Below are 16,157 nucleotides of genomic sequence, written 5' to 3'. Positions count from 1 at the left end.
ATGATACAAATAAACTCCTTAAATTTATATTAATTTGTAATGAATTGATTTTTAAAAATTAGTATTTATATGAAAGTCAAAACCATTTTATACTTGCAAAATTCATTTAAAACTGTAAGAAAATGGAACAGGTATCATGGAAAGGGGAATCATTGAAAAAGAAACACAAGTCGATAAACTGATTCTTAGTCTAAATGAAAATGAGTTAATTAATTCAATAATATTACAGTATGCTGTCCATGATTCAAATGATACTTATTATGTAATAATCCCAAAATATGTTTTATCTACATATTCAAAAAATGATATATATAAAGCTGAAATTAATTTACTTACTTCAGCTTATTGTGCGGCTGATTCAATACATATTCCAGTAACAAGGTTTCTTGAGGAGAATGTGACTGATATGTCAATTCTAGGATTCTATAAACATGGTAATGATGATACTAAATCACAATTAAAATCACTTATTCGCGATAACTTGGTAAATAATATACGTATAGTTGACTACCAATTAGAGTATATTTACAATATAACAGTACAATATCAGTGATTTAAGACTGGAGTTATTTAGTTAACTATTTTTAAGATAGCACAGTTCATTTTGATATACTGTAGTTATATTTTTACCCAACAGTTAAATAAAATGGATACATAAGGAATATAAAAAACACTAGAAAAATTTTGTTATTATAGTAATTGAATGGAGACTAGCTAATGAAAGGAGATAACTCTTTAACAAAAGAAGGTATTTGGAATTCGATTGGAGTTTTTCCCTCTGAACAACTATATCGCTCAGGTGGAAAAAAAGATTCATGTGAATTCCATAGTGTCCTAGGAGAATATAATGATTTCCCAATTCCATTAATTGTACTTCAAAACAATAATATTATATTTGCAAATAAAAAATTTGGCAATATTTTTTCATTAAACTTTAATCCATCTTATCCTATACACGAACAATTTTTAGATAAATTTGGTTATTTAGAAATTAAGTCAATTGAAAACATTAATGGCTATTCTAAAGCTAATTTCAAGACCATGTTAGATCAACCAATCACATCTTTTGTTGGGATGACAACAATTTATGTGGATAATAAACCAGCACAAATGGTATTTTTATTAGACTATATCGAGTCAGAAAAAAAAAGTATAACTGATGAAACAATCCTTAATAAGGAACAAAATTATGAGATAGCATCTATCCAGCTTAAAGAACTTCATCACAGAATCAAGAATAACTTTCAATCAATTGATAGCCTTTTAAGCTTAAAAATCAAATATTTCAAAGACGAAGATTCAATTACACTCATTAATAATTGTAGAAACATATTGAAAACAATATCAATCACACATGAAAAATTATATTGTTCAAATAAGTTGAACAAAGTTAATATAAATCATTATATTAGTGACCTTACAACTCATATACTTGAATCTCATGAAATGTCTCATGTAGACCTTCAACTTGAGATTGATAATATTGATTTCGATCTTGAGACTGCTTCTCCCATAGGTCTGATAGTGAACGAAGCTCTTACGAACTCAATAAAACATGCATTTAAAAGAGATTCTGATAATAATAAGTTCACATTAACTTTGACTAAAGAGGGGTCAAAGATTATGCTACTTTTGATTGATAATGGTCCTGGAGCGAAGGAGACAATAGATATTCAAAACGTTGAATCATTGGGACTAAAAATCATAAATATGTTAGTACAACAACTTCAAGGTATTATGGAAATTAAGGCAGAAAATGGTTTTGAGTTGAGAATAACCTTTCCTTATTTTTAATAAAAAAGTATACTTCTGTTAGCTATATCTCATTTGAACTAAAATATAATATTGATCAATTGCCCATTCTGCCAGTAAAGGGGTATAATTGACTTCAATGAATGCTGCCATTGCAAGAAACATGTATCCAAGTATAAGAAAGGTCCATAAATATGGTGACATGAGGAAATTAGTTGTGATTTCATTTATCTTATTGACATCTTTTTTAAGTTCATTGTAATAATCGCTACTGAACATATTGTTTTCTATAACTGCACTGGATTGTATCTTAGCAAACCTGTAACCTATAGCTACTGCAAAAAGAATTACAGGTATTTCAATGAGTCCATGTAAGATTATAGATGATATAAAAAACGTCCATGCATAACCAATTCCTATAATAGCTCCTTCTAACCCAAGTTCAACAAATCCTGCATGAGCATTGATAAAATTAGTGTATGCGAAAAGTATTCCAATCAATGTTCCATTTGCAATAAGTACCAATATTGGGACAGCATATGGAACAGTGTATGCGAATAAGGTATAATCTTCTTTCTTGTATATTGAACAGAACCATATAGAATCATTGGATTTTTCATCTAACTCTGAACGTAGTATATTACTAATCTCAGGCTTTATTTTTAGGACAGCCCATATATATAGTAAAATAAGTGGCTTTAGAACTTGCTCGAATATCCTTGAAATTTGATTATAAAATCTACTACCATGTCGTACCTTGAATTCAGATAAAATCAATTTATGAATATATAACATAAAAGCAGAGCCTGTGCATGCAACCACCATTGCGATTGTGTTATATAAAAGAATAGAAATCATAAGTGAAGAATATTGTGCTGTTGTAGTAACTTTAGCTAATGAAATTTCGGCGGTAGTCTCAATAGTTTCACTTATTACTTCAGGTTGTGAGAAGAGTAGTATTGATAATAAATAAATTAGCAAGCTTAAAGTGAACGCTACTACACTAACTAGGATAAAAGTTTTTATTGACCAATAGATATCAGGGGAAAGTACTCTAAAGGTTTGCTTAGGGCACATTATATCTTGTAATATTAATCATTCTATATGAATACATTGATTAAGTATATTCTAAATATCCCTCTTTTAATTATGAGATGAAACATCTCTATAGGAATTATTAATTGCTAATATGAAGTTGATATCCATATTAGTGTCTATTTTTAAAATCTATAATCTTGAAAACAACATTGATATTTATATATTTTGGGACACTTTCTCTTTTGCTCTGATATCAAAAAACTAAACCTTTCTAACAAAAAAAACTTTTGTTTGTTATTTATTTGTATATAGGTGATATGATGTATTTTTTAGGTTAAAAAGCATCATTATAGTATAATCTAATAGCCTATTATCCATATTTACAGAGCCAAAAATTTAAATGATTTATCTATCTTTCCATTTTTTCAAATTTTCTCGAACCTGCTTTAAACTATATTTGATATTATACTTTTTATATATTAAATCTCTAAGCTCTTTTATGCTTATATCTTCATTCATGTTCAATATTTGTTTTATTTCATTTTGCTGCTCTTTTGTGAGCTTTGAAGGTCTTCCACCAGCAAATTTTGGGATTATTCCTCTATATCCTTCATTATTCCATCTTTCTTGCCATTCATAAGCTACAGTCTTTGATACACCAACTTGTTTACATGCTTTTTCTACAGGAACATCATCATATCTTAATTTTATGAAATAAAGTCTTTTTAAGATTTTTTTTTGTATTTCTAGTTGTCTTATTTTTTTAATTAGTTCTGACTTGCTAATATGTTTTTCAACTTTGATTTTTTCTGATCTTCCCATGATTTAATATTGTTATTCAATAGTTATAAAAGTTTAGTTTCAATTCAGAAAATTTGTCTACTAGAATGAGTGTTAATTATTTTGTTCTGGTTAGATACAAAGAACCTTGGTCAAGAAAAAGAAAGGTGATGATATATTGAAATTGAGAGTAGTTTCATTTTGCCATTCCTTAACAGCTTCAGCTTAGTTTTGGTATAGAACCATTTATTCAGATATTAGAATTGCTTTATAGCTTTCTCAGCAGGTTATTTTACCAAAAAAATCCTTAAACTTAAATTAACAAAGCACAAGAAACTAGAATTGAAAAATATGTATATTGTCTTTAGTTGCAAAGAGATTGATTAAATAGTAATAGCTTGTAAGGAAAAAGAAATATCTTTAAAATACTTTAAAAAAAGTGTAGATACAGAATGAAAGAATTAACATTTATTCATTCTATTCCTTAATTTATTGTAAATTGTGGATCTCATATCGACAGCAAGAAAAATTATATCAGTTTCATTCTCTATATCGAAAACTATTCTGTAATCTCCAACTCTATATCTATAATAATTAAAACATGCTAGTTGTTTCAAGTCAGCTGAATACGGGTCAATCAATATTATATCCTCAATTGCATCAATAATCTTTTTCAGATCAAGTTGATGTTTCTTCTGTATTGACTTGAGGTCTTTTTTGAATGCATTAGTGAAGAGACCTTGGTAATTCATTCTAATCCAAACTCGGACTTAAGTTGTTTTAATGTACATAGCTTCCCCTTTTTACAGTCTTCTCTGGCCTCTTCAAGCCTTTTAAGTGTATCTTCGCTTAATGGTGTTTGATCAATATCACCTAAATTACACTTTTTATTCTTTCGAGAAAAATCATTAGTATTATTATTTGTCATTAGAGTAATTATATAGTTGAATATGAATAATAATGTTTCGATAGTTTACTGAAGTCTGTAGAAAAATAAGACATCATCACATACAGATAATAGCTAGCATATTGGATTATTGTAACTGTAAATGGTTGTTCAAGTATGAAGAATTTTTACAGTACCAAAAAAAGTAAAATTTCAAGAGTAGTACTTATTTTTAATTTGATAATTCGCAGGATTGCTTTTCTGGATCATTTATGATTTCTACGACATTTGCATTACAATATTTGCAATTATAGGATCCAAATTCTGTAGTAAGTCCTGAGTAAAATGGCGATTGATTAGTCGCAATACAATAAACTATGTTTTCATGTATTTTCTTGTATTCCTCGAGTACCGCTTTGCATCCTGGACAATTGTGTATCATTCTGGTCAAACCTCAATCTCCTATACACTTGATATATGTTATAACTTTTTTTGTTGACAATATTTGACTAGTTTTAATGATGCTAATCATTTGTTATTTTAATGATCAATTTAAAGTCCAAACGGGGCAGCTAGATATGGTAAATTTTAACAAATTAGAATATATTATTATAGAGAAACATGCGTAAATATCTATTTAATATTAGAAACTATGGCAATTCAGTTACTAATACAACCGAAACTGTTCCAATAGATATTCGAGAAGAAAGTGTAATGGGAATGGGAACATCAGGTACGAAGAAAACAATTTGATTCGAGGAAGCCGGTGTATAGGCTATTAAAATTCATTCAAAACCTCTGGTTATAGAGGAGATCTCGTATTAAAGAGATATTTTAGGGGTGGGTGGAATGATCTTGAAACTTTAAAAGTAAATGTAGATGACGATAAAATGAATTTCGATGCCCAAGTAACAGGACTTTCACATTTAGCAATAAACGCTATAGTTGTTGAAAAATCTGTGCATTAGAACCGAAAAGGTATCTGGGTAGAAGTTTCTTGGATTTAGTTAGCTTTTTGCATCAGTTGGTATTTTTATATTTGTTATATTTAGAGTCAAACGCAGAAAATGAATCTATAACATTATTGGGACAAATTTAATAATAAATGTGTATTGCTTAAATTTATTAAACCGAAACTTATACGGATTATTTTTTATTCAGATTCCTTTTGTCTTTGATATATATTGTGAACCCTTTATTTGACCCATTTTGTGCTTTTTTATCTATCTCGAATAGGTCAATAGTTTCAACAAGCTCCCCCAATTTTTTACATCCATATGATCTTGGATCGAAATCGGGTCTTCTTTTAACTATATTTTCCCCAACTGCTGACAACAGAGCCCAGCCGTCATCGTCTGCGGAGTCCTCAACAGCTGTCCTGAGGAGATTTACAAGCTTGGTGTTACCTTTAAGTTGTCTTGATGTAGGTTTCTTAGATATACTTTGATACCTTTTTGAATCCTCTTCCTTTTCATCTTTCCGCAGGTTTTCTGTATATATGAACTTATCACAAGCTGCAATGAAAGGAAGAGGTGTTTTCTCTTCACCAAATCCATACACTTTCAGTCCCTCTTCCCTTATTCGCTGTGCCAACCGTGTGAAATCACTATCACTTGATATGATACAAAATCCATCAAGTTTTTCGGTATAAAGAAGGTCCATTGCATCTATTATTAAGGTACTATCAACAGCATTTTTACCAGTAGTGTAAGTGAATTGCTGAATTGGATTTATTGAATGTTCAAGTAATTCATTTTTCCATGAGCTGTGTTTTGTTGTTGTCCAATCACCATAGATTCTTTTAACGCTAGCAACGCCGTAAATAGCTATTTCATCCATTAATCCTTCTATTATAGAAGGTTGGGCATTGTCAGCATCTATTAAAACTGCAAGTTTGTCATTTTCGTTTTTAGTTACCACTTGTTCACCATGATTTATTCGTAGATAGCTTTTAATTTAAGCCTACTTGGATTAACTAATTGATAAAGTTATTTGTTGAATTAGATACGTGAATATTTTCTCTTCAATAAGTTTCTAAAAAATATATTTATTCATCTTTTTTATTGTAAGCAAATAAGAGAACGTTTTGAACAAAGCTAACTCTTGTAGAGATTATTTACTGTTAGCAAAAAAATCCTCCTGTGCTATGTCAAATTTTTCGATATTAGCACTTATGTGGAATTTTTCAGGCATTATATTTTTACAAAACGAATATGTTTGATAACTTATATTTCCAAAGTGTCCTTAATTTTGTATGGTGGTATTTATTTGGTTAATCAATATAACAAAGCTATAAGAGATAATGTTCCTGAAATTATCAGAAGTTCTGGAAGCAAAGCATTAATAACTAATATGGAAGATATCGAGTATTTATCGGTTCTTGAGTCTAAACTTTTAGAAGAGTATAATGAATACCTAGAGGAGCATAATATCGATGAATTGGTAGACATGCTTGAAATTATCTATCGTATAGCTGAACTGAAAGGTTGCTCAAAAACAAAGCTTGAAAAGATGAGGTTAGAAAAACGAACTGAAATAGGTGGATTCGAATCAAATCTTTATCTAAAGTCTATAATGGATTGAAATGTGTATATATTGAACTAATCAATGATTTTGTTTAAATATACGTGAAATTAAATATTGTGGTGCTATCAACAAAAAACAGCTCTAGTAGATGTATATCAGACATAAGAGTTATATTGTTAAAGGTTATACCATTTAATCAAATGTCGCAAAAGCACCCGCGTAAGCTTGATACTTCGTATATTTTATCAAAAATATCAGATGGATATGCTTATAATAAATTAATTTATGATGAGTTAGGCAATCCAATTGATTATGAATTCATTGAAGTGAATTCTAAGTTTGAAGAGATGTTTGGTTTACAGAAAGAAGCTATTATTGGAAATAGAGCTTCTCATTATTTTTCAAATATTCGAGATGATGACTTTGATTGGATTGAATATTTTGGATTGATAGTTTCTCAGGGTGCTGAAAGGTCAATTGAACAACATTTTAAACCTTTAAATGAATGGTATCAAGTGACTGTTTTTTCGACGGAAGGAGATTATTTTGTAACACTTTTTAGTGAAATTGGAAAACATTACAGGGCAACTGATCAATTGAGGGAACATAGCCGGATACTCTCTCATAATGTAGAACCACAATTATGGGTTATGATAGATGTTGATACCTATGGTACAGTAAATGAAGCTCATGCAGAGTTCATAGGACTTGACCAAAAAGATATTGAGTTCCATAAAATGAATCATGTTCTCTGTGATGAAATGCTTGAAGTTTTTGTTGAAGGGAATAAGAAAGTGTTTGAATCCGGTACTCAAATAGAGACTCGAAATTGGCTAATCAGTGCATTTGAGGATATAGTGTATCTTTCAATATTAAGAACACCAGTTTTAGATACTTCTGGAAATGTGGAACACGTTCTATGCTCTGCAGTAGATATTACTGAACTAAAAATATCAGAGGATCTTTTAAAGAAAAGTGAAGGTAAGTATAGAAACTTGCTATTTCATGCTAATGACTTACTTTATTCACTTGACCTTAGTGGTATTGTCATATTTGCATCACCAGCTTGGACTAAACTATTGGGTTATGAAATAGCTAATGTGATTCATAGACCTTTAAAGGATTTTGTACATACTGATGACCATTGTATTCTATTGGACCATTTAGACTTGGATTCAATGAAATGTAATGAAATAAAAGAATTTGATATAAGATTTATTACTACTGATGGGAGCATTAAATGGTTTAATATAAAGGAAAAAGGTGTAATTAATGAACACGGAAATCTTATTTCAATTACAGGTGTTGCAAGTGAAATCACAAAACGTGTTAGGATTGAAAGAGAATTACTTGATAGCAAACTTAAGTTGAACATTGCACAAAATGCTGCACGTTTAGGGGAATGGGAATATGATCCATCAACTGATGAACTTGTATGGTCAAGAGAATGCGCAGAAATATTTGGCTTAAATGAAAAAGAATTTGAAGGAACTTTTTCTGATTTCATAAAACGAGTGCATCCAGATGATAGAGATACTGTTATTCGACACAGCCGAGATCTCATAGATATCAATAAATGTTACCCACTAGAATATGAGCATAGGATTATACGCAACTGTGGTGAAACTATATGGGTTAGAGAAGTGGCTAATACATTTTACGATGATAAAAGTAAAAAGCTGAAAACAATTGGATATATTATAGATATCAATGAGCAGAAAAAACTCGAAATTGAATTTGAGATTATAGAGAAAAAAGTCAATTACATGAAAAAAGCCCCAATTGGTATGTTCATATCTAAAGTTGATGGGGAGATTATAGAAGTCAATGATATTTTTGTGCAGATTCTAGGTTATGAGCATGATGTACTTGTAGGTATGAATATCCTTGATCTTCTAGCTCCTGAGTCTCTTGATAAGGGTAGGGAGCTTATTAAGGGCTTGGAAACCATAAAATCACATGAAGATAAGCTGATATTTTTGGACATTAATGGGAATATGCTTTATATTCATACGAGTTTAGTTAATGTTAGTGACTCACATTACCTGTGGTTATTCATAGATTATTCAAAATATAAAAAATACCTAACAGATCTTGAAGGACACAAAGAAGAGATTTCCACTATTTGAACTAATACTTAGGATATTGATATTTAGTAAAGATGCTTTTTGGTTTTAGATGTTAGCTTGCTTATTTTAAGGAAGGTCCAAGAAAAACTTTTTACAAAAGCTTTACATCAATTATCAAATTGGTTGGAACAGATATAGTCAACTATCCCTCCCTTACTGAAGGTGACTCCTGTTTTTTAGTTGAGTGAATTCAATTTATGAGACACTTTTTCTTTAAGGAGCTATGTTATGATTAAAGTTTAGAGGCAATATTATCTATAAAACATATATCTTTATATACTTAAAAATAAAAATTCCTTATATGAATGCTGGAGGGGTTAACTTAAAAGAGAATAACAAATGGGTGTCTGTCAGTGTATCTTCAGAGTTTTCGGATGGTTCAATGAAAGTTGTATCTGTAGGAGATCAAAGAATCTTATTGATTCAGGTTCAAGGGAAAATTTACGGGATTGAGAACACATGTATCCATATGAACTGCCCAATGCACAGAGGATTGTTAGAAGGCTATACTATAAAATGTCCTTGTCATGACTGGGAGTTTGATATTAGGACGGGAGAACACTTGATGGCTGATGAGTTAAAAATACCTGTATTTGAATGTAAGATAGATGAAAATGATGTATTAATAAAGATGGAAGGATGATATTATGGCTAAAATTGTCATGTATACGTTAAGTACATGTCCATGGTGTAAGAAAGCAAAGACATTTTTTGAGGAGAATGACATAACCTTTGAATCAATTGATTATGATTTAGAGGATAAGGAATCTCAAAAAGAGATCATAACAAAAATGAAGGAACTTGGTGGTACTACAGCAACACCTTTTGTTATTATAGATGATATTGTTATAGTTGGATATAGACCTAAAGAGTATGCTAAAGCTTTGAACCTGGGGGATGGAAGTGAGTGAAAGGTCAATTGAGGCAAGGAAAAAACAGTTGATGAAAATGTTTCAACGAGTAATTGATCCATTAGGGTACAAGTTTAATCCTGATAATGAACTGGTTGATTTTATAATGGAACAAGAAGTTAAGCTCGAAAGAGAAGCAGGAGCTCCATTTTGTCCATGTCAAGCTCTTCCTGAAAGGAGGGAGGACCGAATGAAACTCGTATGCCCTTGTATTCCCTACCACAGAAAACATTTTGATGCTATGAAGGCATGTTGGTGTCAACTCTATGTTCACAAAGATATAACCGATACTAGCCAATTAGAACAAATACCCATAACAGAATTAGAGTGAATCTCAGATTTTGTTTCTCTGAGATAACAAATAGATATATTGCTTTTTATGGTTAATTCATCTTTTTGATGCCTCTATACCTATTTACCTATTATTCAATATTTTTCCAAAGAACCTTCTGTCTTTTTCTTCATGAACTATTAATGACTATTTTTTGTATTCATCCAACTCATTTTCTAGGCTTTTAATTTGGCCTGAAAGGTGTTGCACATGCTCATCCAGATCATCTAATTTAGCAATTAGTTCTTCATTTGTATCATCTTGATCAATATCTACAAAATGAGCTGCTATTGCTGCTGTGAGAACCGATACAAAACCTATTCCAACAATCATTACTAAAAAAGCAACGACTCTTCCAGCATCGCTTGTAGGATACATATCTCCATATCCAACCGTTGTAACTGTAGTGATGGCCCACCAGATACCGTCAAAAATATCAATTTCTTCAATTACACTGAATACAATACCTGAAATTGCTACCAATGTAATTGAATATATCAATATATAATTGAATGAATCTCGAGTGAAAGATTCCATTAAAGGTTTTATTCCCTTCTCAACCACAATAAGTAATCTGAGGACTCTTGCAACTCTTAATACTCTGAAAGCAGAGGCTGTATCGGGAACAATCAATGGTGGTGTAAGTATGATAATGAAAAATAAGAGTTTATTGTTCTTAAAATACTGTTTTTTATCAGAACTCAACGTTATCATTACAATGTATTCTAAAAGGAAAATCATCCAAATTATGTCATCGATTAAACGTGCGGTTTGAGTATCCATAAATGCAGTCTCCAAGAAACCTGTTCCTATAAGTACAAGTGGTAAGACTGCAATAGCAAGTAGGATCATTGGTATTTCGATGATCTTTTGTATTTTGGAGGCAAGTTCATCATTTGGAATTTTTATATTGATACCTCACTCATATTTATATCTGGCAACTATGATTTTGTTCTGATTAGTTATTATGCTTTTTAATTGTGTTTGAAAAAGTATAATCATTTTTAAACAGATATTTATTACAGAGTTACGTATTCTATGAATAATTATAATCTATGTTTTAAATGGAAAACATGTTGTTGATATAAGAATAAATCATGTGTAAAGGGTCAATGAATTGAACACAATACATGAGATATCGGGTAAATTTTAAAACTAGGTTCAAAATGTGTTATTTAACTTAGATTTGACGATTAAAACAGAGTTGTTTTCAGAAAATAATTCACATAAATAAATCTAACTATTTTTTCTGAACATAGTTTCTAAGGTAAGTTTTATTTAGTGTTATGCTGTATAAAATAATAGACAAAGCCAGATTGTAAACTTCTTGGAACTTATCAAAGTCATGATCCCATTCCCCAGTTGATTTTTTCACATGACGCATCACAAGTAAACTGGCTTTGTCACCCCCGATTTTTTCTAGAGCATGTAAAATAGGCTTAAAAATGTATAGAGCAATAAGCTTAAACGATTTCATGACGTTATTTAGAATACTATATTATTTGATTCAACATAACAACTATATTTTGTAATTTGATTAGAAGCTGAGGTATGTTATATGTCTAAATTAAGGTCGATTGATCCTGCAACTGGTATGTTGAACGAAGAGATTCCATACCATTCAGATGAGGATATAAATGAGAAAGTAGTTAAATCAACGGCTGCTTTTAATGATTGGAGTGATGAAAATGTTGTTGAGAGAACATTTTTACTTGAAGAATTAGCAAGGATCATTAGAAGAAGAGAAAATGAGCTTGCTACCTTAATTACTAAAGAAATGGGTAAACCTATAAAGGAATCTCTTGCAGAAATAGAAAAGTGTGCATGGGCATGTGATTATTTTGCAGAGAAGACGGAATCTTTTCTCAAGGTTGAAAAGTTGAATACCGACGCATCAGAATCTTTTATAGAGTACCGTCCTATGGGAACTGTATTGAGTATAATGCCTTGGAATTTTCCATTCTGGCAAGCTCTAAGGTTTGGTGTACCTGCAGTTGCAGGTGGAAACACAGTTCTTTTAAAACATGCTAGTAATGTACCATTATGTGCGATAGAACTTGAGCGTATATTTGTGGAGGCTGGCTTTCCTGAAGGCATATACCAAACACTCTTAATAGATGGTCCAACTGCTTCGTCTTTAATATCAAGGCCTGAAATAAACGCTGTTACACTCACGGGCAGTTTGAATGCAGGTTCAATGGTAGCTCAAATGGCAGGTAAGAACATAAAGAAATTTGTGTTAGAATTAGGTGGTAGTGATCCTTTCATTGTACTAAAAGATGCAGATATTGAGGATGCAGCAAAAGCTGCCGTGAAAAGTAGGTTCCAGAACAATGGACAGAGCTGTATTGCGGCTAAAAGGATATTAGTAGATGAAACAGTTGAGGAAGAGTTCATTTCTTATTTTTTGAACTATGTGAAAGAGCTTAGAGTTGGTCATCCTTTTGACAAACAAACAGATATTGGCCCACTGGCTAATGAAACACAACTCAACATTTTAATTGATCAAGTTGAACGCACAATAAAGATGGGGGCTAATATTTTAATTGAAGGTGGTTTAGATAAAAGAGAAGGTTATTACTACAACCCCACCGTCCTCAATGGATTAGATTCGAAGTCACCTGTGTTGCAAGAAGAAGTATTTGGTCCAGTTGCACCTATTGTACCATTTAAAACCCAGGATGAAGCTGTGAAAATTGCTAACAGTACAGAATTTGGGTTAGGTGCAAGTATATGGGGTAGAGACAAAAGAAATGCTTTATCAGTTGCAAGTTCAATAGATGCAGGTATTTTTGGAATAAACAGTCCAGTAGCATCAGATCCCCGGGTACCATTTGGTGGTGTCAAAAAAAGTGGAGTTGGTAGAGAACTTTACCGCATAGGTATGATGGAGTTTATGCAACCATGCGCCTTTAAAATATTTTAATTAATGTATTTTTTATTTAGATTAGATGGATTAAGATAGTAACCCTGGAAGATAAAGAAACAAAAACTTTTTTGAATCGCTTTATTTAGTTGAAACTATCAAAAAGCTGTATTTCATTCGGAGATACTGTAACTACAATTAAAGTTATATACCACTTATATTATATACTGCCGAGCAATTAAGATTAGAAGATTGAATTTACTAATTCATTTATCTTGAGCCTTAATTGGCTGTGCTGATACGAGGTTTTTGTATCAGGGCTACGGGATAATCAGTACTTGAGTACTTTAAGATTGTCCTTAAGGAGGAAAATAAATGGCAGAAGAAGAAATGAGACATTTAGTGCGTATAATGAACACTGATCTTAAAGGTGATCAGCCAGTAGAGTATGCACTTACTGGAATTCGTGGCATAGGAAGACGTACTGCAAGGATTTTGACCGAAAGAGCAGATGTTGACCCTACTGAAAAGATAGGTTACTTGTCAGACGAAGATGTTCAAAAATTGAACGAGAACATCAATGATTTTGAAAAGAATGTTCCTGCATGGATGCTAAACAGAAGAAAAGATCCACTGACAGGCGATGATAAACATCTTCTAGGCCAAGATATCATCTTGACTATAAGAGAGGATCTTAATACACTTAAAAAGATCCGAGCGTACCGTGGTATACGCCATGAACGTGGTCTAAAGGTCAGAGGCCAGAGAACGAAGTCTACAGGTAGAGGCGGAAGTACTATTGGTGTGAGTAAGAAGAAATAAAGGTGAACAAAGATGGTATATCCAGGTAAAAAGAAAAAGAGTTTTGATACACCAAAACACCCATGGCAAGCTGCCAGAATGGCCACTGAAGTTGAACTTATCACAAGGTATGGGCTACGTAACAGAAAAGAACTGTGGAAAGTACAAAGTATTCTTAGGATGTATAGGGCAGATGCACGTAGATTACTAGCAGAATCAGCTGAAGCTGAACTAACAGGCCATTTAAGAAATGAAGCTGATCAAATTCTTAATAGATTGATTAGATATTCTATATTAAAACCAGATTCTAATATTGATGATATTCTTGCACTTGACACTGATGCTATTCTTGAGAGAAGGCTACAGACCCAAGTACATAGGCTAGGACTTGCTATGACTATGAAACAAGCAAGGCAATTCATCACTCATGGCCATATAGCAATTAACGGGAAAAGAGTCACTATCCCAAGTAAGCTTGTATCAAAGGAAGAGGAGATGGCTATCGGTTATTATGGGCAATCACCATTAAATAACGATTCACATCCAGAAAGACCAGCACAGGTTGCATCATCCATTGCAAGCGAATAAGGAGGGTTAAAATATGGCAACAAAAGGTACATGGGGCGTAGCTCACATCAATAGTTCTTTCAATAATACAATTATAACTGTTACCGATTTGACTGGTGCTGAAACTATTGCAAAAGCATCAGGTGGGATGCTAGTGAAAGCTGCAAGAGACGAGAGCTCACCGTATACTGCAATGCAGATGGCAAGTCAACTAGCAGATATACTTAAAGATAAGGGTATTGAAGGAGTTAATATAAGAGTCAGAGCACCGGGTGGAAATAAACAACGTAGTCCAGGTCCAGGTGCACAAGCAGCTATAAGGTCTTTTGCAAGAGCAGGTATCAAAATTGGTAGGATTGAAGATGTAACTCCAGTTCCACATGATGGTACAAGGCCAAAAGGCGGAAGGCGTGTATAAGTTAAATAATACCAAGAATGAACAATCGGGTTTATCAATATGAAAATCGAAGTTCTAGAAATGTCTGACAGATTTGCAAAGTTCGTGCTTTCAGATGCATCGATTGCATTTGCAAATGGACTAAGAAGAGCAATGTTGGCAGAAGTTCCAACCCTTGCGATAACTGAAGTGAATTTATATAATAACACTTCTGTTCTTTATGATGAACAACTAGGTCTAAGATTATCTCTAATCCCAATTAAAGCTAACACCGATGAACTTGTTCCAAAAGAAGAATGCATGTGCGACGATAATTGTCCTGCTTGTGAAGTATCGATGACATTAAGTGCAGAAGGACCAAAGATGGTATATTCAGGTGATTTTGTTTCTTCTGACCCAGAGATATTCCCATCAGATGAAAACATTCCAATAGTTGAGCTGAAAGATGGTCAACAACTCTTTCTCGAAGCCTTGGCACATGTTGGACATGGGAAAAATCATTCGAGATGGCAAGCTGGGATAGCCTGTGGATACAAGACATATCCAGTAGTGACATTTCATAACTGTGATAAATGTCGTTCATGTATCGAAGCGTGTCCTAAAGATATAATCCAAATGGGACCATCTGGAGCAGAGATACAGGATAATGATATGTTGGAATGTACACTTTGTAGATCATGTGCTGATGTTTGTGGAATCAATGCGATAACTGTTGATCAAGATGAAAGAGCATTTATATTTAATGTAGAATCTGATGGGTCATACAGTGCTGAAGAACTGATACAGCAAGCTAGCAAGGCTCTTAAAAAGAAGTCAGATGGGATGTTAGAGGTACTTGAACATTTTTAAGAGGAAAAGAATCTGGTAAAACCAGATTTTTTTACCTTTTCAAAGAACAAAAATTAGTTAATGTTAAATATCAAAATATCATAGTTAGCGACACATTTGCGCGAGGGTTGCCCAGCCAGGTCAAAGGCGCTAGGTTGAGGGTCTTCTTCGTAAGTGTTCGTTATATATGTTAAAATAAAATAGTCAGTAGCAAAATTGTGCGAGGGTTGCCCAGCCAGGTCAAAGGCGATAGGTTGAGGGTCTTCTTCGTAAGTGTTCGTTATATATGTTAAAATAAAATAGTCAGTAGCAAAATTGTGCGAGGGTTGCCCAGCCAGGTCAAAG

General features: G+C 32.3%; 22 protein-coding genes and 1 pseudogene. 14 read left to right on the top strand and 9 right to left on the bottom strand.

Annotated features, from left to right (window positions below; genetic code table 11):
* Window positions 1–136: 136 nt before the first annotated feature.
* Both J2T59_RS08110 and J2T59_RS08105 read left to right on the top strand, forming a co-directional pair.
* Window positions 137–553 carry a hypothetical protein gene (locus J2T59_RS08110; RefSeq protein ID WP_259135434.1) on the top strand — a complete coding sequence of 139 codons (417 nt, stop codon included), beginning with the start codon at window positions 137–139 and terminating at the stop codon, window positions 551–553.
* A 164-nt stretch (window positions 554–717) separates the two neighbouring features.
* Window positions 718–1,794, top strand: a complete 1,077-nt coding sequence (locus J2T59_RS08105; RefSeq protein WP_259135433.1) for a sensor histidine kinase — start codon at window positions 718–720, stop codon at window positions 1,792–1,794.
* An 18-nt stretch (window positions 1,795–1,812) separates the two neighbouring features.
* Here the strand turns inward: J2T59_RS08105 and J2T59_RS08100 are convergent, their stop codons facing one another.
* The 5 genes from J2T59_RS08100 to J2T59_RS08080 form a co-directional block, all read right to left on the bottom strand.
* Window positions 1,813–2,733, bottom strand: a complete 921-nt coding sequence (locus J2T59_RS08100) for a stage II sporulation protein M (RefSeq protein WP_259135432.1) — start codon at window positions 2,731–2,733, stop codon at window positions 1,813–1,815.
* A 462-nt stretch (window positions 2,734–3,195) separates the two neighbouring features.
* The gene (locus tag J2T59_RS08095; RefSeq protein WP_259135431.1) at window positions 3,196–3,612 is read right to left on the bottom strand and encodes a helix-turn-helix domain-containing protein; all 417 of its coding nucleotides are present in this window, start codon (window positions 3,610–3,612) and stop codon (window positions 3,196–3,198) included.
* A gap of 419 nt (window positions 3,613–4,031) precedes the next feature.
* The gene (locus J2T59_RS08090; RefSeq protein ID WP_259135430.1) at window positions 4,032–4,322 is read right to left on the bottom strand and encodes a type II toxin-antitoxin system RelE family toxin; all 291 of its coding nucleotides are present in this window, start codon (window positions 4,320–4,322) and stop codon (window positions 4,032–4,034) included.
* A complete protein-coding gene (locus J2T59_RS08085; protein ID WP_259135429.1) occupies window positions 4,319–4,498 on the bottom strand; it encodes a hypothetical protein in 180 nt (59 codons plus the stop codon). Before J2T59_RS08085 ends, J2T59_RS08090 begins: the two co-directional genes overlap by 4 nt.
* Window positions 4,499–4,688: 190 nt before the next feature.
* Entirely contained in the window at window positions 4,689–4,907 is a 219-nt protein-coding gene (locus J2T59_RS08080; protein WP_259135428.1) for a hypothetical protein, read from the bottom strand.
* Between the two features lie 170 nt (window positions 4,908–5,077).
* Here J2T59_RS08080 and J2T59_RS08075 point away from each other — a divergent pair, with 170 nt between their 5' ends.
* Window positions 5,078–5,209 carry a hypothetical protein gene (locus J2T59_RS08075; protein ID WP_259135427.1) on the top strand — a complete coding sequence of 44 codons (132 nt, stop codon included), beginning with the start codon at window positions 5,078–5,080 and terminating at the stop codon, window positions 5,207–5,209.
* A gap of 71 nt (window positions 5,210–5,280) precedes the next feature.
* A pseudogene (locus J2T59_RS10230) lies at window positions 5,281–5,424 on the top strand (hypothetical protein); the annotation flags it as partial.
* A gap of 178 nt (window positions 5,425–5,602) precedes the next feature.
* Here the strand turns inward: J2T59_RS10230 and J2T59_RS08070 are convergent.
* A complete protein-coding gene (locus J2T59_RS08070) occupies window positions 5,603–6,376 on the bottom strand; it encodes an NYN domain-containing protein (protein WP_259135426.1) in 774 nt (257 codons plus the stop codon).
* Window positions 6,377–6,724: 348 nt separating this feature from the next.
* Here J2T59_RS08070 and J2T59_RS08065 point away from each other — a divergent pair, with 348 nt between their 5' ends.
* From J2T59_RS08065 to J2T59_RS08045, 5 genes are all read left to right on the top strand, one after another.
* The gene (locus J2T59_RS08065) at window positions 6,725–7,039 is read left to right on the top strand and encodes a nucleoside triphosphate pyrophosphohydrolase (protein ID WP_259135425.1); all 315 of its coding nucleotides are present in this window, start codon (window positions 6,725–6,727) and stop codon (window positions 7,037–7,039) included.
* Between the two features lie 143 nt (window positions 7,040–7,182).
* Complete coding sequence (locus tag J2T59_RS08060; RefSeq protein WP_259135424.1) at window positions 7,183–9,111, top strand: PAS domain S-box protein; 1,929 nt, start codon at window positions 7,183–7,185, stop codon at window positions 9,109–9,111.
* Between the two features lie 301 nt (window positions 9,112–9,412).
* Window positions 9,413–9,754, top strand: a complete 342-nt coding sequence (locus J2T59_RS08055; protein WP_259135423.1) for a Rieske (2Fe-2S) protein — start codon at window positions 9,413–9,415, stop codon at window positions 9,752–9,754.
* A gap of 4 nt (window positions 9,755–9,758) precedes the next feature.
* Window positions 9,759–10,022 (top strand): glutaredoxin family protein, encoded by a 264-nt coding sequence (locus J2T59_RS08050; protein ID WP_259135422.1) that lies wholly within the window; start codon window positions 9,759–9,761, stop codon window positions 10,020–10,022.
* The gene (locus J2T59_RS08045; RefSeq protein WP_259135421.1) at window positions 10,015–10,353 is read left to right on the top strand and encodes a ferredoxin-thioredoxin reductase catalytic domain-containing protein; all 339 of its coding nucleotides are present in this window, start codon (window positions 10,015–10,017) and stop codon (window positions 10,351–10,353) included. Before J2T59_RS08050 ends, J2T59_RS08045 begins: the two co-directional genes overlap by 8 nt.
* A gap of 147 nt (window positions 10,354–10,500) precedes the next feature.
* On the opposite strand, the gene J2T59_RS08040 is transcribed toward J2T59_RS08045, so the two are convergent.
* Together J2T59_RS08040 and J2T59_RS08035 are read right to left on the bottom strand one after the other, a co-directional pair.
* Window positions 10,501–11,205: a potassium channel family protein gene (locus tag J2T59_RS08040; protein WP_259135420.1), complete on the bottom strand. Its 705-nt coding sequence runs from the start codon at window positions 11,203–11,205 to the stop codon at window positions 10,501–10,503.
* A gap of 388 nt (window positions 11,206–11,593) precedes the next feature.
* Window positions 11,594–11,830 carry a hypothetical protein gene (locus tag J2T59_RS08035; RefSeq protein ID WP_259135419.1) on the bottom strand — a complete coding sequence of 79 codons (237 nt, stop codon included), beginning with the start codon at window positions 11,828–11,830 and terminating at the stop codon, window positions 11,594–11,596.
* Between the two features lie 81 nt (window positions 11,831–11,911).
* Here J2T59_RS08035 and J2T59_RS08030 point away from each other — a divergent pair, with 81 nt between their 5' ends.
* The 5 genes from J2T59_RS08030 to J2T59_RS08010 all read left to right on the top strand — a co-directional run bounded on the left by J2T59_RS08030 (window position 11,912) and on the right by J2T59_RS08010 (window position 15,833).
* Window positions 11,912–13,279: an NAD-dependent succinate-semialdehyde dehydrogenase gene (locus J2T59_RS08030; RefSeq protein ID WP_259135418.1), complete on the top strand. Its 1,368-nt coding sequence runs from the start codon at window positions 11,912–11,914 to the stop codon at window positions 13,277–13,279.
* A gap of 315 nt (window positions 13,280–13,594) precedes the next feature.
* The gene (locus tag J2T59_RS08025) at window positions 13,595–14,041 is read left to right on the top strand and encodes a 30S ribosomal protein S13 (protein ID WP_374761086.1); all 447 of its coding nucleotides are present in this window, start codon (window positions 13,595–13,597) and stop codon (window positions 14,039–14,041) included.
* A gap of 12 nt (window positions 14,042–14,053) precedes the next feature.
* Window positions 14,054–14,608 (top strand): 30S ribosomal protein S4, encoded by a 555-nt coding sequence (locus J2T59_RS08020; protein WP_259135417.1) that lies wholly within the window; start codon window positions 14,054–14,056, stop codon window positions 14,606–14,608.
* 13 nt (window positions 14,609–14,621) lie between these two features.
* A complete protein-coding gene (locus J2T59_RS08015; protein WP_259135416.1) occupies window positions 14,622–15,005 on the top strand; it encodes a 30S ribosomal protein S11 in 384 nt (127 codons plus the stop codon).
* 39 nt (window positions 15,006–15,044) lie between these two features.
* Complete coding sequence (locus J2T59_RS08010; protein ID WP_310572669.1) at window positions 15,045–15,833, top strand: DNA-directed RNA polymerase subunit D; 789 nt, start codon at window positions 15,045–15,047, stop codon at window positions 15,831–15,833.
* 53 nt (window positions 15,834–15,886) lie between these two features.
* Here the strand turns inward: J2T59_RS08010 and J2T59_RS08005 are convergent.
* Window positions 15,887–16,157: hypothetical protein (locus J2T59_RS08005; protein ID WP_259135415.1), on the bottom strand; the 271-nt coding region annotated here is incomplete at its 5' end.

This window comes from Methanosalsum natronophilum (assembly GCF_024808815.1).
Classification (GTDB): Archaea; Halobacteriota; Methanosarcinia; order Methanosarcinales; family Methanosarcinaceae; genus Methanosalsum; species Methanosalsum natronophilum.
The sequence above is the reverse complement of the archived record's forward strand: the minus strand, read 5'-3'. Positions and strand labels throughout refer to the sequence as shown.